Origin of the sequence: Enterobacter cloacae complex sp. SYL003, assembly GCF_049236925.1 — a bacterium.
Taxonomy (GTDB): Bacteria; Pseudomonadota; Gammaproteobacteria; order Enterobacterales; family Enterobacteriaceae; genus Enterobacter; species Enterobacter intestinihominis.
The window spans coordinates 1-25355 of sequence record NZ_JBMKJK010000034.1; the positions used below are offsets into that span (position 1 = coordinate 1).

Here is a 25355-nt window from a genome sequence, read left to right on the forward strand (position 1 = left end):
TGCCACGGAACGGTCTGCGTTGTCGGGAAGATACGTGATCTGATCCTTCAACTCAGCAAAAGTTCGATTTATTCAACAAAGCCTCTCTGTACTACAACTGCTGTTTTCTGCGTACCATACTGCGTTATATTCGCCCTGTTACCCGAGCCTTTCTGGATAATCATGGCGGTGTTGCCAAAAGCGCCCTGCTTAATACTCGCATCGTTGCCGTTGCCGGTCTGATCGATATAAGCAAGGTTATACGTCCCTGACTGATCAACATTCGCGCGGTTATTCCCGCCCTCCTGGGAAATAACGGACAGCAATTTAGAACCGCCCTGGCGTACATCAACATTATTACCTGAACCCTGTTGACCAATAATGGCTGCCTGATTGTATGAAGCTTTACTTAATTCATTTATCGCAAAATTATATTCAGAACTGGCTAAATCTGAATCACCTGCGATTACAAACCCAGGCGCACCCAGTAATGTAAACATCATAAACAACGTTTTGTTTTTCATGCTGTCACCCTGGACCTGGCTATAAAAAAGGTATTCCTTACTCCGTTAACGCGATTCGTTTTGTTAACGCCGCGTTACGGAAAAGAGTATGTCTGCCGAAACATGTTTAATATCTCACCCGTGCGCCTTATTTTTATATTCCCCTTCACCACAAAGTCGTAAATCTCGCCTGAAACGACGGGATACTCGCCTAAAGCAGAAACCAAAAATGTTTTCCTGCGCTTGTACAACAGCGAGACAGGTTGTCCAACCTGTACCGGCTTCTTCAGACAAAAACGACAATGCCCTTTGTCACGCGCGTGACACGAAGCAAGTTTTCTTAAGAAAAAATTCCGGCTTAGGGAAGTCTTATGTTTTTAGCAGAGTTCATACTTTTTACCGGCTGGCTTACAATAATAAAAAACCAGATAATACAACTCATTATAATATACCGTATGGTTTTTAAAATCTGTGCACGTTTATACACCTGTACAACTTTCCCCTTATCTTAAAATCTATTAACCCTGCAAAATACACAAATAAATATCGAATTTTACATTTTGTTACACGATTAACACTTGCTTTAAAGTTTGCAATAGCTAGATTGAAAACAGCAGTACGTTATTTTTTTTAATTTTACCGCCTCCTTTGGAGGAAGGTTTTTTAACTACACACAGCAGTGCCACACCTGCAGTACTTCTGGTGCCCTTTTCAATAATACGAGGGCAACTGCCGGGTGTCATAAATAACGTGGGGTTTCATCATGTTTAATGAAGTCCATAGCTTACCCGGTCATACATTATTGTTGATCACAAAACCTTCCTTACAAGCGACAGCGTTATTGCAGCATTTAAAACAATGCCTGTCACTTAACGGGAAACTTCATAACATTCAACGTTCTTTTGATGATATCGCTCCTGGCAGCATCATTCTTCTCGATATGATGGAAGCGGATAAAAAACTGATCCATTACTGGCAAGATAATTTAAGCAGGAAAAACAATAATATCCGCGTATTGTTATTGAATACGCCTGATGAGTATCCTTTCCGCGAAATTGAGAGCTGGCCGCATATTAACGGCGTGTTTTACGTTACAGAAGAAGAAAACCGTGTCGTGGAGGGTTTGCAGGGCATATTGCGGGGGGAGTGTTATTTCTCGCAAAAACTGGCCAGCTACCTCATTACCCACTCCGGAAATTATCGCTATAACAGTTCGGAATCGGCCCTTCTGACGCACCGTGAGAAAGAGATCCTGAACAAACTGCGTATTGGTGCTTCAAATATTGAAATCGCCCGTTCGTTATTTATCAGCGAAAATACGGTTAAGACGCATCTTTATAATCTTTTCAAAAAGATAGCTGTTAAAAATCGCACGCAGGCGGTGTCGTGGGCAAACGATAACCTCAGGCGTTAATAGCATGAAACGCACCCTAAGTTGGATTGCCGCCGCAGGCATTATGCTTGCTGCCGGAAACCTTCAGGCTGTTGAGGTGGAAGTTCCTGGACTGTTGACCGACCACACCGTCACCTCTGTCGGACACGATTTTTATCGTGCCTTCAGCGATAAGTGGGAAAGCGATTATCCGGGTAATTTAACCATCAACGAACGGCCCAGTGCGCGGTGGGGAAGCTGGATCACAATAACCGCTAATCAGGACGTTATTTACCAGACTTTTTTATTCCCAACGAAAAGAGACTTCGATCAGAACGTCGCTTTCGCACTGGCACAAACAGAAGAAGCTATTAACCGCCTACAGTTAGATAAAGCCCTTTTGAGCACAGGCGATTTAGCAAAAGATGAGTTCTAGCAACGACACCTATTTCGGAGGCTGTAATGCGTCTCGCACACACAGTGATTTCGTTAATGCTCATTGCGCCGTTGAGTTGGGCCGGAAATATGACATTCCAGTTCCGCAACCCTAATTTTGGCGGCAACCCGAATAACGGAGCCTTTATGCTTAACCAGGCGCAGGCTCAAAACTCCTATAAAGACCCCAGCTATGACGATGATTTCGGTATCGAGACCCCGTCAGCTCTGGATAATTTTACTCAGGCCATCCAGTCGCAAATATTAGGTGGCTTATTAACCAACATTAATACCGGAAAACCCGGCCGGATGGTCACTAACGACTTTATCGTCGATATTGCCAATAAAGACGGGCAGCTTCAGTTAAATGTGACAGACCGAAAAACCGGTAAGACGTCGACAATCCAGGTTTCCGGTTTGCAGACCAGTTCAACTGATTTCTAAACACCCCCGAAATAAGGACAATTATCATGCAGCGCTTTTTTATTTTAGTTGCAGTGTGCTTATTAAGCGGTTGTTTAACTGCCCCGCCAAAAGAAGCCGCTAAACCCACCCTAATGCCCCGTGCCCAGAGCTATCGGGATCTGACGCATCTGCCCGGCCCTACCGGGAAGATATTCGTCTCGGTCTATAACATTCAGGATGAGACGGGCCAGTTCAAACCGTATCCGGCCAGTAACTTCTCCACGGCCGTACCGCAGAGCGCCACCGCGATGTTGGTTACCGCCCTGAAAGATTCGCGCTGGTTTATCCCGCTGGAACGCCAGGGGCTGCAAAACCTGCTTAACGAACGAAAAATCATTCGTGCTGCACAGGAGAATGGTACCGTTGGCGTCAATAACCGCATGCCGCTACAGTCTCTCACCGCAGCCAATATCATGGTGGAAGGCTCGATTATCGGCTACGAAAGTAACGTGAAATCGGGCGGCGCGGGTGCCCGTTACTTTGGTATCGGGGCCGACACGCAGTATCAGCTGGATCAGATTGCCGTCAACCTGCGCGTGGTTAACGTAAGCACGGGTGAAATTTTATCCTCCGTGACCACCAGTAAAACGATTCTCTCATATGAAGTGCAGGCGGGGGTATTCCGCTTTATCGACTACCAGCGTTTGCTGGAGGCTGAAATTGGCTATACCTCTAACGAGCCGGTCATGCTGTGTCTGATGTCGGCCATCGAAACCGGGGTGATTTTCCTGATTAATGACGGCATCGATCGCGGCTTGTGGGATCTTCAGAATAAAAGTGACGTGAGTAATGCGGTGCTGGTGAAATACCGTGAGATGTCGGTTCCGCCGGAGTCATGATTGGCGGCGTATAAAAAGGCGAGATTTTCGTCTCGCCTTTTTTTTATTTACCTACCACAGGAACGTTCTGGCTCTTCTCGCGTCGGGCTGCAAGCCAGAGACCGCTGTTCTTCATAGCGTAGCCAAACAGTAATCCCAGCATGAGCGAAGGGACCACCAGCTTCCAGTCCCCCTGGCCTGCAAAGGTCGCGCAGGCACCCATGAACGTGCCGGGCACAAAGGACAACAGCAGATGTTTTGCCTGAACGCACATCAGGAAAGCCACAATACCGGTCATGACGTACCCCAGGATTTCCACATGCGGCGCCAGCGCGCTGCCCTTCATAATGATCAGCGCCCAGACCACGCCACTCAGTAACGTGCTGCCTGAAATAAAGAGCCCTTTAAAACCACCCTGCGGACAGGCGAAATAGGCCGTGCAGCCAAGAAAACCGGCCCAGCTCAACAAACCGAGAGATACCGCCACCCAACCCCAGAGGCCGGAGAGGATGCCAGTCGTGATTGCAATACAAAGTAATATGTTCATGGTGCGCATCTTAGCAGATGCGCACCCTAGAAATGAGATCAGAAGCACGTTACGTGCAAGTTGAAATGTATCGTTGCAGGATTTTTGTGATTTAAATCACTCTTCACTCTCTTCTTCCAGCTCATCCCACATGGCAGCGATAGCGTCACGCGTCAGCGGAGCCAGCGTTCTCCAGAACGGAGAGGTGGCGTGGGCTTCAACTTTACCCAGGAAGGTTCCGACCCACGGCAGCAGATACGTTTCGAACAGGGTTTCAATCGCCTCATTCTCATCATCACCTGCTTTATCTTCAATCCATGAGGCCGCCAGCAACAGGGTACCGATATGATCGGCAGGCATATCCGTCAGCGGCATGCCGCGTTCTGAAAGAAACGCCCGAACTTCCGCTTCGGTCGCACCTTCCTGCCAGGCAGAACGATACGGCGACACGCGACACTCTTCCCCCACGAACAGCGCGTTGTAATCCGTTGAAATCTGCTGCATATCGCAACTTTTTTGCAAGCGTTCCAGCAACTCATCCTGTTCCAGCGGCCAGCTCTGCGCCAGTTTACCTTCACGAATCAGGGTAAACAGCGGAACCAGCAGCGGATCCTGCGGCTGGCGGTAATATAAGGTGCCCAGCACGCGGCAAAGGATGGAAAACTCATTCATGTTTTTATTCCGTTAATAATTAAAGATCGGCAAATTCATCAATCGGCGCCATGCCGCGCGACTCAAGGAAGTCGAGCATACGACGCGGCGTGACGTTCAGGATCTGTTCTTCCGGAAAATTCACGTCCCGCAATATTTTCAGGCACTCGCTGAAATCACCCAGCGTGAAGGCCGTGTGTGAATCAGAGCCCAGCGCCACCATTCCGCCCGCGTCACGCACGGCCGCCGCAACGTCGCGGCAGTTGGCCTCACTGCCCTTACGCGAATGCACGAACGAGGAGTTGTTGATCTCCAGCGCCACGCGGTGCTTCGCTGCGGCCTGTGCCACGGCCTGAATATCGATCGGGTATTTCGGATTCCCCGGGTGGCTGATAATGTGCACATTGCCGCTGGCAATGGTGGCAATCATCGCCGCGGTGTTGGTCTCTTTATCCTGGGGCGCAAAGACCGGCTCGTGGAAGCCGGCGAGGATCAGATCTAACGAGGTCAGCATCGGGCCGGTGCAGTCAATTTCACCGTCGGTATTTTTGATGTTCGCTTCGATGCCTCGCAGTATCCCGATACCGTCAACCAGACGTGGCCAGATACGCATATTCACAAAATGCCAGTAGTGCGGCGCATCCGCCATATCCGGACCGTGATCGGTTATCGCAAACAGCTTGATGCCTTTCAGCTTCGCCTGAGCGATATAATCATGGAGGTTACTGTAAGCGTGAGTACTGGCGACGGTGTGCATATGCAGGTCAACGGGATACATCTTTCTCTCCTCTGCGGTTTTTCCAAAGGATAGCAGTTATCAGCGGCGAATATTAGCAAAAACCCGGCGAACGCCGGGTTTCTCTCAGTAGCCTCGCTGTCTGTCGACCTGTCCGGTCACCACGTTGCCCTTCTCTATTTCGCTGATGGTATGCGAGATATACGCCACGGCCTCCGCCGGTCGCGTCACGGCCGCAATATGGGGCGTCATCGCCACGCGTGGATGTGCCCAAAGCGGGCTGTCTGTCGGCAGCGGTTCGCGGCTATACACATCCAGCATTGCGCCTTTCAGTTTACCGCTATCCAGCGCTTTCAGCAGATCGTCTTCCACAACGTGTACCCCGCGCGCCAGGTTCATTAAGTAGCTATCTTCTGCCAACTTGTTGAGGAGCGTGCCATTGATAATGCCGACCGTTTCCGCCGTATTCGGCAGCAGGTTAATGAGAACGCGTGTCCCTTTCAGGAACGCCGGGAGTTCGTCCAATCCGGCAAAGCTCTCGACGCCCGGATAATCCTTACGGCTCCGGCTCCAGCAGCGCAGTGGGAAGCCCCACGGGGCGAGCGCTTCGGCGACTTTCGAACCCAGCACACCCGCCCCGAGGATGCCGATGGTGAAATCTTCACGCTGATAATCCGGGAGAGGTTCCCAGTGGGATTGCTGTTTAAACGCCTGATAATCGTCGAAGCGGCGGAACCAGTGCAGCACCTGGCTTACGGCGTATTCCTGCATCTGCTCCCCCATACCGGTATCTTCCAGACGAAACAGGGGAATATCTTCCGGCAGCATTTCAGGGTGAGCCTTCAGCTTACTGAGAATGGAATCCACCCCCGCACCAAGAGCAAACACCGCCTTCAAACGGCGTCCCTGTAGCATTTCGACCGGGGGATGCCAGACCAGCGCGTAGTCGGCATGTTCATTATCGCCCTGTTTCCATTCGCGAACGCGTGCGCCAGGCAGTGCCGCCGTGAGCGCCTTAATCCAGTAAGCCGTATCAAAAGTGGGGTGATAGAAGATAATATCCATAGTCATTGCCTTTTAGTGCGCTGTTTTATTTTCATTTTCAACTGGCTTGTCAGCATAACAAATTTATCGCTAAACCGCGTTGCTGATAAAAGAGGCGCTTTTCGCACATTTCGAAATCAGGTTGCCTGAAGTTTGTCTAAACACGCTAAATTACTGAAAAAGTGGGTTGACGGCAGTACAGCTTTTCCTTACATTAGCGCCCGTCCCGACAACAACGGGATGACAATATGGTGAGGTGTCCGAGTGGCTGAAGGAGCACGCCTGGAAAGTGTGTATACGGCAACGTATCGGGGGTTCGAATCCCCCCCTCACCGCCATATTTTAAGAAGAGCTCGCATGAAAATGCGGGCTTTTTTTTCGCATGTTGCACGACTGCGAGGGGATGAGAACCCCCGACCGGGGTTCGACAACTGGCGCAGCCAGTTGGACAGACTGAGAGCGTAGCGAACAGGCTGCCCGCAGGGCGAGCGAAGCGAGTCAATCCCCCCCTCACCCTAACCCTCTCCCCGGAGGGGAGAGGGGATAGTTAGGTGCTCGCATTCAGTTGTCACCTGGAAACGTTACTCCTCCACCATCCGGGCATATTCTTCGGTTAGAAAATCCACCAGCGTCCTGACCGACGGCAGTAAACCGCGCCGGGAAGGATATACTGCGTGAATCACTTCCCGTCTTGGCTCCCACGCGTTCAGCACCCGAACAAGCTCACCTGAAGCCAGCTGATCCTTCACCATCAAAATGGGCAACTGTACCACGCCCACGCCCGCCATCGCTGCCTCCCGCAGCGCCAGCATATCGGTAGTCACCAGGCGCGGCGTGAAGTGAATGTCTGCTTTCGCCCCCTCCGGCCCGCTCAGCTCCCACTTATGCAGGTGTTTACCAGCGCCCATACTTAAACCCGGCCATTCGCTGAGTTCAGAAGGCATCGCCGGGTTGCCCATCCGTTCAATCAGTGTCGGCCCGGCAACCAGACAGTGTCCCCTGTCCGCCAGCACCCTTAATACCAAATCGCTGTCATCAAACGGGCGCGGACGAACGCGGATCGCCACATCCACCCCCTCTCCCACCAGGTCGACCCGGCGGTTGGTGGCTTCAAGCTGGAGGTTGATCCCCGGATAGCGCGCCATAAACCTCGCCAGCATGGGCCCCACGTGAACGTGCAGTAGGGTTACGGGGCAAGTGATCCTGACCATACCGCGCGGCTCAGCCTGTAAAGCAGCCACCGCCTCCTCCGCAGCTTCAGCCTCCACCAGCATGGCTTTACAGTGCTGATAGAACGTCTGCCCCACTTCAGTCACCGCAAACTGCCGCGTGGTACGTTGTATCAACCGAACACCCAGGCGTTCTTCCAGCTGCGCAATCCGACGGCTCAGTTTCGACTTTGGCTGATCGAGCGCCCGCCCCGCCGCCGCAAAGCCGCCATGCTCCACCACCTTCACAAACCATACGAAATCATTGAGATCCTGCATACGCCCCCATTGTTCCATTTAAGGAACAGTGAATGTCATTTTTGCTATCTACCGGGATATTAACCTTGAATATAAGCTAATTACATCAACAGGACATCAGGAGTTAATCATGAAAAACGTAACAGGCGTGTATACCGCACCTCGTCCGCACTGGGTCGGTGATGGTTTTCCGGTTCGTTCGATGTTTTCTTACCAGACGCACGGCGAACCGCTGAGCCCGTTCCTGCTGCTTGACTACGCCGGACCACATACCTTCCCGGCGGATGGCGCAAAACGCGGCGTGGGCGAGCATCCTCATCGCGGTTTTGAAACGGTGACCATCGTCTACTCAGGCGAAGTTGAGCACCGTGATTCCACCGGCAGAGGCGGCGTTATTGGTCCAGGCGATGTGCAGTGGATGACGGCAGGCGCAGGCATTTTGCACGAGGAGTTCCACTCCAGCGCGTTCTCGCAGAAAGGCGGTGAACTGAAAATGATGCAGCTGTGGGTCAACCTGCCCGCCAAAGACAAAATGGCGACGCCTGGCTACCAGAGCATCACTCAGGCGGATATCCCGGTGGTCACCCTGCCGGATAACAGCGGAACAATGCGCGTGATTGCTGGCCGCTTTGGAGAGGTAACCGGCCCGGCGCATACCTTCTCACCGCTTAACGTATGGGATCTCGCGCTGCACCAGGGCAGCCACCTGACGCTCAATCAGCCCGAAGGCTGGAGCACGGCGCTGGTTGTTGTTGAGGGCAGCGTGACGGTGAACGGCACCACGCCTGCGGGTGAGGCGCAGCTGGTCGTGCTGAGTCAGAGCGGCGACAAGCTGCATCTCGAAGCCAGCAGCGATGCCAAAGTGTTGCTGATGGCCGGGGAGCCACTGAATGAACCCATCGTGGGCTATGGCCCGTTTGTGATGAACAGTAAAACCGAAATCGCCGAAGCTATTCGCGATTTCAACTCCGGCCGCTTTGGCCAAATCTAAACGTAATAAAGGAGCGCATTATGTCTACCCCTGCAAACTTCAACGGTGCACGTCCCGTTATTGACGTCAATGATGCCGTTATGCTGCTTATCGATCACCAGAGCGGATTGTTCCAGACTGTTGGAGACATGCCAATGCCTGAGCTGCGCGCTCGTGCAGCAGCGCTGGCAAAGATCGCCTCGCTGGCGAAGATCCCGGTGATCACCACGGCGTCGGTTCCACAGGGACCGAACGGCCCGCTTATCCCGGAGATCCACGCCAATGCGCCGCACGCACAGTATGTGGCACGCAAGGGTGAGATCAACGCCTGGGATAATCCGGAGTTCGTGGCGGCGGTGAAAGCCACCGGACGCAAAACGCTGATTATCGCGGGGACGATTACCAGCGTTTGCATGGCCTTCCCGTCCATCAGCGCGGTGGCGGACGGATATAAAGTGTTTGCGGTGATTGATGCCTCCGGCACCTACAGCAAAATGGCGCAAGAGATCACCCTGGCGCGCGTGGTGCAGGCAGGCGTGGTACCGATGGACACAGCGGCAGTGGCCTCAGAGATCCAGCGCACGTGGAACCGTGAAGATGCGGGAGAATGGGCAGAGGTGTACACACACATCTTCCCTGCCTACCAGCTGCTGATCGAAAGTTACAGCAAAGCGCAGGACGTCGTGAAAAACAGCGAAGTGCTCGATTCGCAGCGTTGATCCTGCGCGGTGCGCCATAAGCTGATTAAGGCTTAACCGAACAGGCACGAATGCAGAAAATCTGCTTGACCGCTTTCGCGCAACTCCCTATAGTAGCGCCCCGTTGCCCCCCAAGCGGTCAGGCAGCAAAACAATATGGTGAGGTGTCCGAGTGGCTGAAGGAGCACGCCTGGAAAGTGTGTATACGGCAACGTATCGGGGGTTCGAATCCCCCCCTCACCGCCATATTTAAGATGAGAGCTCGTACGAAAGTACGGGCTTTTTTCTTTTATATTCTCCGAAAAGGGGGGGATGAGAACCCCCGACTGGGGTTCGACAACTGGCGGCAGCCAGTTGGACAGACTGAGAGCATAGCGAACAGGCTGCCCGCAGGGCGAGCGAAGCGAGTCAATCCCCCCCTCACCGCCATATTTTAAGAAGAGCTCGCATGAAAATGCGGGCTTTTTTTTCGCATGTTGCACGTCTGCGGGGGGATGAGAACCCCCGACCGGGGTTCGACAACTGGCGCAGCCAGTTGGACAGACTGAGAGCGAAGCGAGTCAATCCCCGCCGGTGCGGGTGATACCGCCTCACCCATAAAAAAAGCCCGCGCATAAGCACGGGCCCGTTTTAAACTATTCCTCAGTTATTCAACTTCCCCGCCGGCTGCTTTCCTTCAGGAGAAGAAACCTGCCCCGGCAATCCCCCCTCTTCATCTCTGCGCTCCCCCAGCCAGTAATCCGCATTTTTAATCCCAAGCCGAACCGGATCAAACTGTGGATCAATTCCCTGCGCATTCTGGGTTTCATAATCCTTCAGGCTGGCAAAGGCTTTTTTATGCAAGAGGACAATGGCAATAATGTTGAGCCAGGCCATCAGCCCTACCCCGATATCCCCTAATCCCCATGCCAGATCCGCGGTGCGGATTGTGCCATATACCGTGGAAGCCATCAGACATAATTTAAGCAGGAATGTCAGCCACGGACGGTGAATTTTACGGTTGATGTAGGCGATATTGGTTTCAGCGATATAGTAATAGGCAATGATGGTGGTGAAGGCAAAGAAGAATAGCGCGATGGCGACAAAGTAATTACCAAAGCCCGGCATCATACTTTCCATCGCTGTCTGCACATAGCCAGGACCCGCCGCCACGCCTGCAATACCGGTATAAAGGGCTGCGCCGTCGACGCCCTGAACATTATAAAGCCCGGTGATCAACAGCATAAACCCGGTCGCGGAGCAGACAAACAGCGTGTCGATATATACGGAGAACGCCTGAACCAGCCCTTGTTTCACCGGATGACTTACGGCTGCTGCCGAGGATGCATGTGGCCCGGTGCCCTGCGCCGCCTCGTTGGAATAGACGCCGCGTTTAACGCCCCACATGATAGCCTGGCCCAGAATAGCGCCAAATCCCGCTTCAAGGCCAAAAGCACTTTTCCAGATCAGCAGGATAACAGCAGGCAGTTTTTCAATATTGATCGCGATAATAACGCAGGCAACAATAATATAGCCGAGCGCCATAAACGGAACGACCATACTGCTAAAGCTGGCGATCCTTTTTACACCACCGAAAATAATGAAGCTTAACAGTACAGCCAGTATTGCCGCCGTAACGTTTGGGTTAAGACCGAAGGCAATATCCAGGCTGGCGGCAATTGAGTTTGCCTGTACGCCCGGAAGTAATAAACCGCAGGAGAAAATGGTCACAATAGCAAATAACCATGCGTACCACTTCACCCCCAACCCTTTTTCAATATAAAAGGCAGGTCCCCCACGATATTCGCCGTTAATTTTTTCTTTATAAACCTGACCTAACGTGGATTCAACAAAAGCAGAGCTGGCGCCTAAAAATGCCACTACCCACATCCAGAAAAGCGCACCGGGGCCACCAAAGGTAATGGCGGTCGCCACACCGGCGATATTCCCTGTCCCTACGCGGCCCGCCAGCGTCATCGTCAACGCCTGAAACGATGATACGCCGGCATCGGTAGCCCCGCCCTGAAACATCAGGGTAATCATATGTTTTATATGACGTAATTGTAGAAAACGACTACGCAGTGAGAAATAGAGACCGACACCCAGACATAAAAATATTAACGCAGGGCTCCAGATAACACCGTTAATTGCACTAACCAGTTCGTTCATGTATGACCCTCAGCGTGATGTTCCAGAGGAAACGATCCCCTGGTGTGTTTCTTCTTAGAATTTAATTTGAACAAGTACGAAACATAGATAATTACCCAAAAGACACCAACTTAATTTTTACTGCTTAGTCATGTTCTGTGACAACATTCACGTTTAATTTTCACCTAACAATTAGCGCGATCATTATATTCACAGGTATTTTGTGGGTATTGTAAATACATATCACATTTTTTCTAACTGTATAAAAAGCGTTCGCAGTAAATTAACAGTAATATTATTATTACCGCAAAACGGTGCGTAAATGCCGTTGAATGCTATAGGAAATAAATATGATTTAAAAAAAGCCATGCGAGCAGAGGGAATAAAAGAAGCTTCCCGGCATGACGCCGGGAAGAAATGACTTAAAATGTGAAATGATCTTAGTCGGAGTACACTTCCAGCGTTCGTTGACACAGCGCTGAGCGGACGCAGTCCTCTTTTGTGAAGCGGACCACCCCTATCATCTCATCTTCCTCAAAACGTGACATGGCATCGCTCAGGCCAGACTTCACGCCCGACGGCAGGTCACACTGGGTAATATCGCCGTTGACGATAACCGTCACGTTCTCCCCGAGGCGCGTTAAAAACATCTTCATTTGCGCAGCGGTCACGTTCTGAGCCTCGTCAAGAATAACGACCGCATTTTCAAATGTACGTCCGCGCATATAGGCGAACGGCGCGATTTCCACCTTGCCAATCTCTGGTCGCAGGCAGTACTGCATAAAGGAAGCGCCCAACCGCTTCACCAGCACGTCATAGACGGGCCTGAAGTACGGGGCAAACTTCTCAGAAATATCGCCGGGCAGGAAGCCCAGATCTTCATCCGCTTGCAGTACCGGACGGGTAACGATGATCCTTTCCACGTCCTTATGAATCAGCGCCTCCGCCGCTTTGGCGGCACTGATCCAGGTTTTCCCGCATCCGGCTTCCCCGGTTGCAAAGATGAGCTGTTTACTCTCGATAGCATTCAGGTAGTGCGCCTGAGCTTCATTCCGCGCCACTATTGGCGATGCATCGCGGCTGTCCCGCGCCATGCCAATGGATTCTACGCCGCTCATCTGCACAAGCGAGGTGACCGATTCTTCTTCACGCTGTTTATGGCTACGTGAATCCCGTCTCAGCACACGTTTTGCTTCGCGACGAGCTTTGATCACTGCTTTCTGTCTTCCCATGGATAGCACCTTGAGTTGTTGGTATTCATCACACGCGCCAGCATCGGCACGATTATGCGCACGAACATCAGAGGGTTGGCTTCCTTGTAAGCCATTGCTTGCATTACCGGATGACGATACAGAACGGCTACGCGCACCGTTATGCACGTCGGTAGAAATCGTATTTAGAGGTGGAGGGGAGAATTTTGTGGTGAGGAAATCGCTGCCGGAGTCTGAGCCTCCGCGCCGGGTGCTGCGGTTGATGTGTTTACCTTGTCCAGTACAGGACGCAACCATTCGCGATCTCCATAGTGAGTCAATATCACTGCCGGGAACTACCGCTGTCTTATCTTAAGTACATCAGGAATTATCATAAATGCAACATTTATTTTACCTAGATGCAACCTTTAAGACTGCTCCTGCAGCGGAATCAGTCTCATATATGAATATTACAGAAATATAACAACAAGATAGTCATATGGAAAAATAATGTCCCCGCGAACTGTCGCAGGGACGATTATCAGGCTTCTATCAGACCCTGAGCGAGCCAGGTCTTCGCGTCACGCGCGCCGGGCAGGGCAAAGAAATAGCCGCCGCCGATGGGCTTGATGTACTCCTCCAGCGCTTCGCCGTTGAGCCGCTTCTGCACGGTGAGGAACCCTTTCTCCAGATCGTGCTGATAGCAGACAAACAGCAGTCCCATATCAAGCTGACCGGAATTGGTCACCCCCAACGAGTAGCTGTAGCCCCTGCGCATCATCAGGCTGGACTGGGTCTCTTTGGTGCGAGGATTGGCGAGACGAATATGGCTGTCCAGCGCGATGACATCTCCGTTCGGGTCGCGGGCGTAGTCGGGTTCATCGTGCTCGTGCTTCATGCCGAGCGGTGCGCCGGTTTGCTTATCGCGGCCGAAGATCGTCTGCTGCTCTTTCAGCGGCGTGCGGTCCCAGAACTCCACGTGGAACTGAATGATACGCACCGCCTGATAGCTGCCACCCACCGCCCAGGCCGGTTCGCCCTGATCCGCCGTCACCCAGACCACGTTTTTCATCAACACGGTATTGCTGCTGTCCGGGTTGGCGGTACCGTCTTTGAAGCCCAGCAGGTTGACCGGCGTCTCTTTCCCTTTACTGCGCGCGGCGTGGTCAGAGATAAAACCTTCCCGCTTCCAGCGCACGCTGAGCAGATCCGGGGTGTGCTTGATGATATCGCGCAGGGCGTGGATCACCGTATCCTGGGTATTGGCGCAGATCTGCAACAGCAGATCGCCGTGGCACAACGCCGCGTCGAGAGAGTCATTCGGGAATCGCGTCATTTTTTGCAGCGCTTTCGGCTTCTGCTTCGCCAGACCGTAGCGATCATCAAACAGCGATTCCCCCACCGACACGGTGATGGTCAGATTATCGGGAGCGATAAACGCCCCGAGGATCCCGGAATCCATCGGCGGCAGGCGCGGATTCGGTGTTTCCGGTGCCGGACCGCCCGCCGTAAGGAAGGCAATGCGCGTGGTCAACAGCCTGAACAGACGCTCAAGGTCAGCCTTATCACTCGCCAGCGAATCGAAAGCCACCAGCATCATCGAGGCCTGCTGCGGCGTCAGGATTCCTGCCTGGTGCTCACCATAAAACGGCTGCGTTTCCATACGCGCATCCGGGGAGAGCGTGCCGGGGGCACTTTGCGGTTTTGCCGCATGCGCCACCGGACAGCCGCCCGCCAGGGCAAACGCGCCGCCCAGCGCCCCTACCCCTTTTAACAACCGACGTCGGGAAGGTTCCGCCACGTCGTACTCATCATGCTTGTTCATCGCTTAGTCCAGACCCAGAACGCCACGCAGCAGGGAGAGATCTTCCGCCAGCGTCGTAATCGGGCCTTTCAGCGCGTTACGGTCAGCATCGGTCAGCTTGTCGTAGGTTTCGAACCCGTCTTTGGTACGGTATTTCGCCAGGATGGCGTCAACTTTCTTAAAGTTGGCATCCACTTTCGCCAGCAGTTCGCCGTTCTCTTTTTGCAGCTGGGGCCGCAGCAGATCGACAATTTTCTGTGCGCCGTCGACGTTTGCCTGGAAGTCCCACAGGTCGGTGTGGCTGTAGCGATCTTCTTCACCGCTGATTTTGCTCGCGGCCACTTCTTCAATCAGACCCGCTGCACCACCTACCACTTTCGACGGCGGGAAGGCCAGCTCGCTGATGCGTTTTTGCAGCTCCAGCACGTCGCTATTGAGCTGATCGGCGTATTTCTCCATCCCTTTGGTGGAGCTATCGCCAAACAGGGCTTTTTCCAGGCGGTGGAAGCCGGTGAATTTCGGATCGGCGGCCTTCTGCTCGTAGTCATCTTCGCGGGCGTCAATGCTGCCATCGAGGTCAGAGAACAGCTCGGCAATCGGCTCGATGCGCTCGTAGTGCTGACGTGTCGGCGCATACAGGGATTTCGCTTTTTCGATATCGCCCGCTTTCGCCGCGTCGGTAAAGGCTTTGGTGCCTGCCACCAGGTCAGCCGTCTCTTTGGTGACGTAGGCTTTATAGGCGGTAATGGCGTCGCCGAGGCTCAGCAGCGCGGTGCCTTTGGCCCCGTCCGCCGTCGCTGCGCCTTTGACGATCAGCTTACCTTTCGGGTTAGTCAGCAGGCCGCAGGTCATGTCATATTCCCCCGGCTGAAGATTAGCGGTCATTTTCTGGCTGAAGCCAGGCGCGATATTTTCACGCTCTTCTACCACCATCACGCCTTTCAGGATCTCCCACTCCAGCGCCTTCTGGCTGTGGTTCTGAATAATAAACTGGGTTTTACCGCTGTTAACCGTGATGGTCATCGGCTCGCACTGTTTATCGTTGACGGTGACTTTTACCTGCGGAATATCTGCTGCCTGAGCGGCGAAGGCAGACGCGAACAGCGCTGCCACACCAACCTGTAACGCGCTACGACGGAATTGAATAGCCATGTCTCTTCCCTTTAAAGTATGTTGTAACTAAACAAAGCGCTTCACGGCGCAGTACGCGACGGCTGAGCGCTGGGGCGCGATGGCATGAAGAACAGCACCAGCGCCGGAATAAGATAGATAAAGTACATCGCCACCTCGCTGACGCTCGGCGTTTCCTGATAGCCGAAGATACCTTCAAGGAGCGTGCCGGTCAGTGAGTGGGTGGAGAGAACGTTACTAAGATCAAACGCCACGTCCTGGAAGTGGTTCCACAGGCCCGCTTCATGGAAGGCGCGGATCGCCCCTGCCGCCAGCCCCGCGGCCACCAGCAAAATAAACAGGCTGGTCCACTTGAAGAACGCGCCCAGGTTAAGACGAATTCCGCCCCAGTAGAGCAGGAAGCCAAGCACAACCGCCGTGGCCAGCCCAAGCATCGCGCCCAGCGGCGGCCAGATGCCCACGTCCTGCTGAAAAGCCGCGAGCAGGAAGAACACTGACTCCAGGCCTTCACGCGCCACGGCGAAAAAAACCATCATGATCAGCGCCCAGCCGTGTTGGTTGCCTTTTTGCAAGGCGTTATCCACCGCCTGCTCCAGCTGTACCTTCACGTTACGGGAGACCTTGCGCATCCAGAACACCATCCAGGTGAGGATCACCACCGCTATTACGGCAACAATGCCTTCAAAAAGCTCTTGCTCTTTCTGAGGAAATTCTCCGGTGGTTTCGTTGATAAGAATACCCAGCCCCAGGCAGAGCGCCGCGGCCAGGAAGACGCCAACCCACATCACGCCGATCCAGCGTCCACGCTGGGTGCGCTTCAGATAACTGGCGATAAGGCTAACAATCAGGGCCGCTTCAAGGCCTTCACGTAACATAATGAGAAAAGGAACAAACATGCAGACACCTTAAATGTTTATCGCGGTCAACTGATGCAAAGAAAGGTAAATTCTTGTGATAGTGATTATCATTACGGCTACAAGAAAAACAAGCGAAATATGTGGAGTTTTGATGACCAGATGTAAACGCATTGCGGAATAATAATTGCCTGAGTAACCGTTGCGTTTATAAGGTATAACGAAAATGCCCATTTACGGTTAACCGGGGCTGTGGCTAAATGTCCGCCTCGAAAACCAACTGAAAATAAACCATGTTTAAAATTGTCCATTTCCTGCTGGCGCTGGTGATTATTCTTGCGCTCGCCTGGCTGGTGAGTTTCGACCGCCGAAAAATTCGCATTCGTTTCGTTTTACAGCTGATCGTGATTGAAATCGCGCTGGCATTCTTTTTTCTGCATGCATAAAGCGGCCTGTTCATTATTAAACATGTCTCCGGTTTCTTTGAGTCACTGCTTAAATTCGCTGCCGAAGGGACGAATTTTGTCTTTGGCGGGATGGGTGAAAAAGGGCTGGCGTTCATTTTCCTTGGCGTGCTCTGCCCCATTATTTTTATCTCGGCGCTGATTGGTATTCTGCAGCACTGGCGTATTCTGCCGATCTTTATTCGGGTTATCGGGACGCTGCTGTCAAAACTGAACGGCATGGGCAAGCTGGAATCCTTTAACGCGGTGAGCTCACTGATACTCGGTCAGTCGGAAAACTTCATTGCCTACAAGGGCGTGTTGGGCGATCTCTCCTCGCGCCGCCTGTTTACGATGGCTGCAACGGCGATGTCGACGGTTTCGCTGTCGATTGTCGGTGCCTATATGACCATGCTCGACGCCAGATTTGTCGTCGCGGCACTGATCCTGAACATGTTCAGCACCTTTATTATCCTTTCGGTCATTAACCCGGCCCGCCCGGAAGCCGAACCCGATATCAAACTGGAAAAGCTGCATGAATCCCAGACCTTCTTTGAAATGCTGGGCGAATATATTCTGGCCGGTTTTAAGGTGGCGATGATTATTCTGGCGATGCTGATTGGCTTTATCGCCCTTATTAGCGCCGTTAATGCCCTCTTCTCCAGCGTATTTGGCCTGAGCTTCCAGCAGATTCTGGGTTACGTGTTTTATCCGCTGGCGTGGCTTATTGGTATTCCGCTGAGCGATGCCTTAAGCGCGGGCAGTATTATGGCAACCAAACTGGTGGCGAATGAATTTGTGGCGATGATCGAGCTGCAAAAAATAGCCCACCAAATGTCACCGCGCGGACTGGGGATTTTGTCAGTGTTCCTGGTGTCGTTCGCTAACTTTGCCTCCATTGGTATTGTGGCGGGGGCAATAAAAGGCCTGAACGAGCAACAGGGTAATGTGGTGTCGCGGTTTGGTTTACGCCTGGTATACGGGGCAACGCTGGTGAGTTTGCTGTCGGCGAGCTTTGCGGGGTTGGTGTTGTAAGTTTTGTGCGGTTAATGCCCGGCGGCGCTTCGCTTGCACGGGCCTACGATACAACAACGGCGGGATTTCCCGCCGTTTTTTATTAAAACTGTAAGCACACCGGCTGGTCGACCCGCATCACCGACTCCTGTGCGAAGCGGGATTTATAAATACCGCGTAAAGCCTCGATGTTTTTCTCGCTCTGCGCGTCTTTGCCGTGGATCAGCATCAGCGCCTTGCTCGGCTCGCGCGCCACCTTGCCGTCGTTACCCAGCCACTGACCGCGGGCATCAAATACCGTTAAGCCATCGCGAAAGCGCGGCGTCACGTCCTGGTCGACAAACTGCTGCCATTCGTTGCCTGTGATTTGCGCCCCGGCAGGACGGTTTAAGCCGAAATAGAGCGTGGTTTGCTGCATCTGATTTTCTGCTTTGCAGGTTTCCACCGCCGCATGCTGCGCGGGTGCGTTACAGCCCGCCAGCATCACGCATGCTGCCACCATTAGCCCTGTTTTAATTCTCATTGATGAAGACTCACATAGGTGAAAGGACTATCCCCTCTCCCCACCGGGGAGAGGGTTAGGGTGAGAGGGAAATTACTCAGCCTGGAGCTTAGACGGCGGCGCTGAGTGGTAATGCGCATCCGCTTCCGCAAAGCGCTTCTGCATAGATGCAGACGGCGCTTTACCCAGCAGGCTAAACACCACAATACCGAGGCTGCCGAAGATGAAGCCCGGGATAATTTCGTACAGGCCCAGCCACGCGAACTGTTTCCAGACGATAACGGTAACCGCACCGATGATCATCCCCGCCAGCGCGCCGTTGCGGGTCATGCGTGACCACAGAACGGAGAACAGCACCACCGGACCAAATGCGGCGCCAAAGCCCGCCCACGCGTAGCTCACCAGCCCCAGCACGCGGTTTTCCGGGTTAGCCGCCAGCGCAATCGCCACCAGCGCCACCAGCAGCACCATAAAACGCCCTACCCACACCAGCTCTTTCTGGCTCGCGCCCTTACGCAGGAACGCTTTGTAGAGGTCTTCGGTGATGGCACTGGAGCACACCAGCAGCTGACAGCTCAGGGTGGACATGACTGCCGCCAGGATCGCGGAGAGCAGGATACCGGCAATCCACGGGTTGAACAGGATCTGCGCCAGCTCGATGAACACGCGCTCGGCGTTCTGGTTCACCGCGCCCGCCTGCGCCGGGTTGTTGTTGAAGTAGGCGATACCGAAGAAACCGACCGCGCACGCCCCCGCCAGACACAGGATCATCCACGTCATGCTGATGCGACGCGCGTGAACGATGGTGTGGTGAGAATCCGCCGCCATAAAGCGCGCCAGAATGTGCGGCTGACCGAAGTAGCCCAGGCCCCAGCCCATCAGGGAGACGATGGCCACGAAGTTCAGCCCTTTCAGCATATCGACGTTTTCGATGCTCTTCTGCTTGATCACTTCCAGCGATTCACCAAAGCCGCCGACGGTAAAGATCACAATTATCGGGGTCAGGATCAGGGCGAAAATCATCAGACTCGCCTGCACGGTATCGGTCCAGCTTACCGCCAGGAATCCGCCCACGAAGGTATAGAGGATGGTCGCGGCCGCACCGGCCCACAGCGCCGTTTCATAGCTCATGCCGAAGGTGCTTTCGAACAGACGCGCGCCCGCCACAATGCCGGAGGCACAGTAGATGGTGAAGAACAGCAGGATCACCACCGCAGAGATAATACGCAATATGCGGCTGTTATCTTCAAAGCGTCCGGTGAAGTAATCCGGCAGCGTCAGGGCGTTGTTGTTGGCTTCGGTATGCACACGCAGACGGCCTGCTACCAGCTTCCAGTTAATCCACGCGCCAACGGTCAGGCCGATGGCGATCCAGCTTTCGGAGATACCGGAGATGAAAATCGCGCCCGGCAGCCCCATCAGCAGCCAGCCGCTCATGTCGGATGCGCCCGCTGAGAGTGCGGTGACCATCGGGCCCAAGCTGCGCCCGCCGAGGATGTAGTCGTCAAAGTTTTTAGTGGAACGCCATGCCAAAAACCCTATCAGGATCATGCCAAAAATATAAACGAGAAATGTCACCAGCATCGGTGTGCTAATAGCCATTCAAATTCTCCAAAATGTCGAGCGACAGCCGTCCGGGCTGCCTTGTTATGTCATCACCGGAACGTAGTGATGTGTGTATGTGTTTCCGTTGGGCGCGCTATCCTGCCGTATACGCATCCCACTGACAAACGATTTAACACTGCATTTACATGAATTTCATCCCTGGTTTTATACGTCTTTCCTATAGGTTGCACTCGCTCACGCTTTTATGGGTTGCACCTTTAAAAAGTGTTAAGCACCGCATAAAAACTGGGCTCAGAAACCGCCGCGCGTTCTTTTTCACAGCTAACTAATCGTTAACAATCCATTCATTTTCCAGCTTGCAGACCAGGTCACATTTAACACGGTTGCACAAAGTTGCAACATGGTGGATATTTCACGCTATCAACAGAACGCTATTACAGAACAACAGGAGTTTTGGCATGGGGATGACCACCATGGGGGTTAAGCTGGATGACGCTACCCGCGAACGGATTAAAACCGCTGCGACCCGTATCGACCGCACGCCGCACTGGTTAATCAAGCAGGCGATTTTTAACTATCTGGAAAGACTGGAGAGTGAAGAAGGTCTGCCGGAGCTGCCTGCCCTGCTGGCGGGCGCTGCGAACGAAGGCGAAGAGGCCGCGACGGCCGCTGATGAGAACCACCAGCCGTTCCTGGAATTTGCCGAGCAGATCCTGCCGCAGTCCGTCAGCCGCGCCGCCATTACCGGCGCCTATCGCCGTGCCGAAACCGACGCCGTGCCGATGCTGCTGGAGCAGGCGCGCCTGCCGGAAGCCGTTGCCGCTCAGGCGCACAGCCTGGCGTATCAGCTCGCCGACAAGCTGCGTAATCAGAAAACCGCCAGCGGACGCGCCGGTATGGTGCAGGGTCTGTTGCAGGAGTTCTCCCTCTCCTCGCAGGAAGGCGTGGCGCTGATGTGTCTGGCGGAAGCGCTGCTGCGTATCCCAGATAAAGCCACCCGCGATGCCCTGATCCGCGACAAAATCAGCAACGGCAACTGGCACTCCCACATTGGCCGCAGCCCGTCCCTGTTTGTGAACGCCGCCACCTGGGGCCTGCTGTTTACTGGCAAGCTGGTCTCCACCCATAACGAAGCCAACCTGTCGCGCTCCCTGAACCGTATTATCGGCAAGAGCGGCGAGCCGCTGATCCGTAAGGGCGTGGACATGGCGATGCGCCTGATGGGCGAGCAGTTCGTCACCGGGGAAACCATTGCCGAAGCGCTGGCGAACGCCCGCAAGCTGGAAGACAAAGGCTTCCGCTACTCCTACGACATGCTGGGTGAAGCGGCGCTGACCGCCGCCGACGCGCAGGCCTACATGGTCTCTTACCAGCAGGCGATCCACGCCATCGGTAAAGCGTCCAACGGTCGCGGTATTTATGAAGGGCCAGGCATCTCTATCAAGCTTTCCGCCCTGCACCCGCGCTACAGCCGCGCGCAGTACGACCGGGTGATGGAAGAACTCTACCCGCGCCTGAAGTCCCTGACCCTGCTGGCGCGCCAGTATGACATCGGCATCAACATCGACGCCGAAGAGGCGGATCGTCTGGAGATCTCCCTCGATCTGCTGGAAAAACTGTGCTTCGAGCCGGAGCTGGCGGGCTGGAACGGGATTGGTTTCGTTATCCAGGCCTACCAGAAACGCTGCCCGTTCGTCATTGACTACCTGATTGACCTGGCCAGCCGCAGCCGTCGCCGCCTGATGATCCGTCTGGTGAAGGGTGCCTACTGGGACAGCGAAATCAAACGCGCCCAGATGGAAGGACTGGAAGGCTATCCGGTCTATACCCGCAAGGTCTACACCGACGTCTCTTACCTCGCCTGCGCGAAAAAACTGCTCGGCGTGCCGAACCTGATTTATCCGCAGTTCGCCACCCACAACGCCCACACCCTGGCGGCGATCTACAGCCTGGCGGGTCAGAACTACTATCCGGGCCAGTACGAGTTCCAGTGTCTGCATGGCATGGGTGAACCGCTGTACGAACAGGTGACCGGTAAAGTGGCCGACGGCAAGCTGAACCGTCCGTGCCGTATTTATGCCCCGGTAGGTACTCACGAAACCCTGCTGGCCTACCTGGTGCGTCGTTTGCTGGAGAACGGGGCGAACACCTCCTTCGTTAACCGCATCGCCGATACCACCCTGCCGCTGGACGAACTGGTGGCCGATCCGGTACAGGCCGTAGAGAAGATGGCGGCGCATGAAGGCCAAATTGGTCTGCCGCATCCGAAGATTGCCCTGCCGCGCGAGCTGTATGGTGCAGGTCGCGTCAACTCGGCGGGTCTGGATCTCGCCAACGAACACCGTCTGGCGTCGCTCTCTTCTGCCCTGCTTAACAGCGCATTGCAGAAGTGGCAGGCCAAACCGATCCTTGAGCAGTCCGTTGAAGACGGTGAAATGCAGCCGGTGATCAACCCGGCAGAGCCGAAGGATATCGTCGGCTACGTGCGCGAAGCCACAGAAGCGGAAGTGGATCAGGCTTTGGAGAGCGCGGTGAACAACGCGCCAATCTGGTTTGCCACCCCGCCGCAGGAGCGTGCCGCCATTCTGGAACGCGCGGCGGTGCTGATGGAAGATCAGATGCAGCAGCTTATCGGCATTCTGGTGCGTGAAGCGGGTAAAACCTTCAGCAACGCCATCGCCGAAGTGCGTGAGGCGGTCGACTTCCTGCACTACTACGCCGGTCAGGTGCGTGATGATTTCGACAACGAAACGCACCGTCCGCTCGGCCCGGTGGTCTGTATCAGCCCGTGGAACTTCCCGCTGGCAATCTTCACCGGCCAGATTGCCGCGGCCCTTGCCGCAGGCAACAGCGTGCTGGCAAAACCGGCAGAGCAGACTCCGCTGATTGCCGCTCAGGGCATTAACATTTTGCTGGAAGCGGGCGTACCGGCGGGCGTGGTGCAGCTGTTGCCGGGGCGCGGTGAAACGGTGGGTGCCAAACTGACCTCCGATAACCGCGTGCGCGGCGTGATGTTTACCGGTTCGACCGAAGTAGCCTCCCTGCTGCAACGCAACATCGCCACCCGTCTGGATGCGCAGGGCCGTCCAACGCCGCTGATCGCTGAAACCGGCGGCATGAACGCCATGATCGTGGACTCCTCCGCGCTCACTGAGCAGGTCGTCGTTGACGTGCTGGCCTCTGCCTTCGACAGCGCGGGTCAACGCTGTTCCGCCCTGCGCGTGCTGTGCTTACAGGATGACGTGGCTGACCACACGCTGAAGATGCTGCGCGGTGCGATGGCGGAATGCCGCATGGGCAACCCGGGCCGTCTCACCACCGATATCGGGCCGGTGATCGACGCGGAAGCCAAAGCCAACATCGAAAACCACATTCAGACCATGCGTGCCAAAGGCCGTCCGGTGTTCCAGGCGGTGCGTGAGAACAGTGAAGATGCCCGCGAGTGGCAGACCGGCACCTTCGTGCCGCCAACGCTGATTGAGCTGGCAAGCTTCGACGAGCTGAAAAAAGAGGTCTTCGGCCCGGTACTGCACGTGGTGCGCTACAACCGTAACAACCTCAACGAGCTGATCGATCAGATCAACGCCTCGGGTTACGGCCTGACGCTTGGCGTGCATACCCGTATCGACGAAACCATTGCCCAGGTGACCGGCAATGCTAAAGTCGGCAACCTGTACGTCAACCGCAACATGGTTGGCGCGGTCGTGGGCGTGCAGCCGTTCGGCGGTGAAGGTCTCTCCGGCACCGGCCCGAAAGCGGGCGGTCCGCTCTATCTGTACCGCCTGCTGGCAAACCGTCCGGAAAATGCGCTGGGCGTGACGCTGGCGCGTCAGGACGCGGACTATCCGGTGGATGCGCAGGTGAAAACCGTGCTGACCCAGCCGCTGGACGCGCTGATTAAGTGGGCAGAAAACCGCCCTGAACTGCGTGCAATTGCGCAGCAGTACGGCGAGCTGGCGCAGGCCGGTACCCAGCGCCTGCTGCCGGGTCCAACCGGTGAGCGCAACACCTGGACGCTGATGCCGCGCGAGCGTGTGCTGTGCATGGCGGATGACGAGCAGGATGCGCTGGTGCAGCTGGCAGCCGCTACAGCAACGGGCTGTGAGGTGCTGTGGCCGGAAGATGCGCTGCATCGCGACCTCGCCAAACAGTTGCCAAAAGCGGTCTCGGCTCGCATTCGCTTTGCGAAGGCCGATGCCCTGCTGACCCAGCCGTTTGACGCGGTGATCTACCACGGTGATTCCGACCAGCTGCGCGAACTGTGTGAGCAGGTTGCGGCCCGCAGCGGTGCCATCGTTTCCGTGCAGGGCTTTGCGCGCGGGGAAACCAACCTGCTGCTGGAGCGTCTGTACGTGGAGCGCTCGCTCAGCGTCAACACCGCGGCGGCAGGCGGTAACGCCAGCCTGATGACAATCGGTTAATCGTGTAAACTTTCCCCGGTGACGCTACGCTTACCGGGGCTACAAAATCACCGTAGGCCGGATAAGCGCAGCGCATCCGGCTTTTTTACACGGAGGGAATGATGAAAAGAGTATTTCTCGCAGGCGCAGCACTGCTGCTCAGCGCCAGCGCGCTGGCCGACGAGTGCGATAACGCGACCACCCAGCTTGAACTGAACACCTGTAGCGCGCAGCAGTACCAGGCCGCCGATAAAAAGCTCAACGAGACCTATCAGGCCGCCATCAAACGTGCGGCTGCACCTCAGCGCGATCTGCTGAAAAAGGCGCAGCAGGCGTGGATCAGCCTGCGCGACGCGGACTGTGCGTTTATCGGTTCGGGTACGGAAGGCGGGAGCGTTCAGCCAATGATTGTGAACCAGTGTCTGGCGGAAAAAACCGTGGAGCGCGAAGCGTTTCTGGCCACGCTGATGCAGTGTGAAGAGGGCGACTTAAGCTGTCCCCTCCCGCCGGGCTGACACGGCACTGAACTATTCCCTCTCCCACAGGGCTGAGGGTTCCCCACAAATTAATGCGAGCATTGAGCAATCCCCTCGCCCCTCCGGGGAGAGGGTTAGGGTGAGGGGAACATACGGCGGTGGTGGTCATTCCGTTCACTTTATGT

Annotated in this window: 21 protein-coding genes, 2 tRNA genes, 1 other RNA gene and 1 pseudogene; 12 read left to right on the plus strand and 13 right to left on the minus strand. The window is 54.7% G+C overall.

Annotated elements, in window-relative coordinates; all coding sequences use genetic code 11:
- Positions 1-68: 68 nt before the first annotated feature.
- On the minus strand, positions 69-503 hold the full coding sequence (gene csgB / locus ACOT1A_RS23740) for a curli minor subunit CsgB (protein ID WP_421625537.1): 435 nt from the start codon (positions 501-503) through the stop codon (positions 69-71).
- 742 nt (positions 504-1245) lie between these two features.
- On the opposite strand from csgB, the gene csgD reads away from it, so the two are divergent.
- From csgD to csgG, 4 genes are read left to right on the plus strand one after another with little or no spacing between them, the layout of a single operon-like run.
- A complete protein-coding gene (gene csgD, locus ACOT1A_RS23745) occupies positions 1246-1896 on the plus strand; it encodes a biofilm master transcriptional regulator CsgD (protein WP_006809293.1) in 651 nt (216 codons plus the stop codon).
- 4 nt (positions 1897-1900) lie between these two features.
- Complete coding sequence (gene csgE / locus ACOT1A_RS23750) at positions 1901-2290, plus strand: curli production assembly/transport protein CsgE (protein ID WP_003858052.1); 390 nt, start codon at positions 1901-1903, stop codon at positions 2288-2290.
- Between the two features lie 26 nt (positions 2291-2316).
- Positions 2317-2733, plus strand: a complete 417-nt coding sequence (csgF, locus tag ACOT1A_RS23755) for a curli production assembly/transport protein CsgF (RefSeq protein WP_003858054.1) — start codon at positions 2317-2319, stop codon at positions 2731-2733.
- Positions 2734-2759: 26 nt separating this feature from the next.
- Positions 2760-3593, plus strand: coding sequence for a curli production assembly/transport protein CsgG (csgG, locus tag ACOT1A_RS23760; protein ID WP_023299773.1), 834 nt, complete (start codon positions 2760-2762; stop codon positions 3591-3593).
- A gap of 43 nt (positions 3594-3636) precedes the next feature.
- Here the strand turns inward: csgG and ACOT1A_RS23765 are convergent, their stop codons facing one another.
- The 4 genes from ACOT1A_RS23765 to ghrA all read right to left on the minus strand — a co-directional run bounded on the left by ACOT1A_RS23765 (position 3637) and on the right by ghrA (position 6550).
- Complete coding sequence (locus tag ACOT1A_RS23765) at positions 3637-4119, minus strand: DUF1097 domain-containing protein (protein WP_072200882.1); 483 nt, start codon at positions 4117-4119, stop codon at positions 3637-3639.
- A gap of 96 nt (positions 4120-4215) precedes the next feature.
- A complete protein-coding gene (locus ACOT1A_RS23770; RefSeq protein WP_022647698.1) occupies positions 4216-4770 on the minus strand; it encodes a TorD/DmsD family molecular chaperone in 555 nt (184 codons plus the stop codon).
- A gap of 19 nt (positions 4771-4789) precedes the next feature.
- Positions 4790-5527, minus strand: coding sequence for a phosphatase (locus tag ACOT1A_RS23775; protein WP_022647697.1), 738 nt, complete (start codon positions 5525-5527; stop codon positions 4790-4792).
- An 84-nt stretch (positions 5528-5611) separates the two neighbouring features.
- Positions 5612-6550 carry a glyoxylate/hydroxypyruvate reductase GhrA gene (ghrA, locus tag ACOT1A_RS23780; protein ID WP_276170114.1) on the minus strand — a complete coding sequence of 313 codons (939 nt, stop codon included), beginning with the start codon at positions 6548-6550 and terminating at the stop codon, positions 5612-5614.
- Between the two features lie 229 nt (positions 6551-6779).
- Here ghrA and ACOT1A_RS23785 point away from each other — a divergent pair.
- Positions 6780-6867 (plus strand) — tRNA-Ser (locus tag ACOT1A_RS23785).
- Between the two features lie 243 nt (positions 6868-7110).
- On the opposite strand, the gene ACOT1A_RS23790 is transcribed toward ACOT1A_RS23785, so the two are convergent.
- Positions 7111-8016, minus strand: coding sequence for a LysR family transcriptional regulator (locus ACOT1A_RS23790; protein WP_023299771.1), 906 nt, complete (start codon positions 8014-8016; stop codon positions 7111-7113).
- Positions 8017-8125: 109 nt separating this feature from the next.
- On the opposite strand from ACOT1A_RS23790, the gene ACOT1A_RS23795 reads away from it, so the two are divergent.
- The 4 genes from ACOT1A_RS23795 to ACOT1A_RS23810 all read left to right on the plus strand — a co-directional run bounded on the left by ACOT1A_RS23795 (position 8126) and on the right by ACOT1A_RS23810 (position 10092).
- Entirely contained in the window at positions 8126-8986 is an 861-nt protein-coding gene (locus ACOT1A_RS23795; protein WP_022647694.1) for a pirin family protein, read from the plus strand.
- Between the two features lie 20 nt (positions 8987-9006).
- Positions 9007-9684, plus strand: a complete 678-nt coding sequence (locus ACOT1A_RS23800; RefSeq protein ID WP_003858068.1) for an isochorismatase family protein — start codon at positions 9007-9009, stop codon at positions 9682-9684.
- Between the two features lie 137 nt (positions 9685-9821).
- Positions 9822-9909 (plus strand) — tRNA-Ser (locus tag ACOT1A_RS23805).
- Positions 9910-9954: 45 nt separating this feature from the next.
- A non-coding RNA gene (locus ACOT1A_RS23810) (RtT sRNA) lies at positions 9955-10092 on the plus strand.
- A 213-nt stretch (positions 10093-10305) separates the two neighbouring features.
- Here ACOT1A_RS23810 and ACOT1A_RS23815 read toward each other — a convergent pair.
- From ACOT1A_RS23815 to efeU, 5 genes are all read right to left on the minus strand, one after another.
- Complete coding sequence (locus tag ACOT1A_RS23815; RefSeq protein ID WP_022647693.1) at positions 10306-11811, minus strand: alanine/glycine:cation symporter family protein; 1506 nt, start codon at positions 11809-11811, stop codon at positions 10306-10308.
- Between the two features lie 419 nt (positions 11812-12230).
- Positions 12231-13022, minus strand: coding sequence for a phosphate starvation-inducible protein PhoH (gene phoH, locus ACOT1A_RS23820; protein ID WP_017384762.1), 792 nt, complete (start codon positions 13020-13022; stop codon positions 12231-12233).
- A gap of 499 nt (positions 13023-13521) precedes the next feature.
- Entirely contained in the window at positions 13522-14805 is a 1284-nt protein-coding gene (gene efeB / locus ACOT1A_RS23825; protein ID WP_023305843.1) for an iron uptake transporter deferrochelatase/peroxidase subunit, read from the minus strand.
- Positions 14806-14808: 3 nt separating this feature from the next.
- Complete coding sequence (gene efeO, locus ACOT1A_RS23830; RefSeq protein WP_276170115.1) at positions 14809-15936, minus strand: iron uptake system protein EfeO; 1128 nt, start codon at positions 15934-15936, stop codon at positions 14809-14811.
- A 41-nt stretch (positions 15937-15977) separates the two neighbouring features.
- Positions 15978-16811 (minus strand): iron uptake transporter permease EfeU, encoded by an 834-nt coding sequence (gene efeU, locus ACOT1A_RS23835; protein ID WP_032624499.1) that lies wholly within the window; start codon positions 16809-16811, stop codon positions 15978-15980.
- 251 nt (positions 16812-17062) lie between these two features.
- On the opposite strand from efeU, the pseudogene ACOT1A_RS23840 reads away from it, so the two are divergent.
- Positions 17063-18247, plus strand: a pseudogene (locus ACOT1A_RS23840) (NupC/NupG family nucleoside CNT transporter).
- 82 nt (positions 18248-18329) lie between these two features.
- Here ACOT1A_RS23840 and ACOT1A_RS23845 read toward each other — a convergent pair.
- Together ACOT1A_RS23845 and putP are read right to left on the minus strand one after the other, a co-directional pair.
- Positions 18330-18749: a DUF3574 domain-containing protein gene (locus ACOT1A_RS23845; protein ID WP_126502937.1), complete on the minus strand. Its 420-nt coding sequence runs from the start codon at positions 18747-18749 to the stop codon at positions 18330-18332.
- A gap of 72 nt (positions 18750-18821) precedes the next feature.
- Complete coding sequence (gene putP, locus ACOT1A_RS23850; RefSeq protein ID WP_022647686.1) at positions 18822-20330, minus strand: sodium/proline symporter PutP; 1509 nt, start codon at positions 20328-20330, stop codon at positions 18822-18824.
- Between the two features lie 422 nt (positions 20331-20752).
- Between putP and putA the strand changes: the two genes are divergently transcribed.
- The gene (gene putA / locus ACOT1A_RS23855; protein ID WP_276170116.1) at positions 20753-24715 is read left to right on the plus strand and encodes a trifunctional transcriptional regulator/proline dehydrogenase/L-glutamate gamma-semialdehyde dehydrogenase; all 3963 of its coding nucleotides are present in this window, start codon (positions 20753-20755) and stop codon (positions 24713-24715) included.
- Between the two features lie 101 nt (positions 24716-24816).
- A complete protein-coding gene (locus tag ACOT1A_RS23860; RefSeq protein WP_046618396.1) occupies positions 24817-25209 on the plus strand; it encodes a lysozyme inhibitor LprI family protein in 393 nt (130 codons plus the stop codon).
- The last annotated feature ends 146 nt before the right edge of the window (positions 25210-25355 follow it).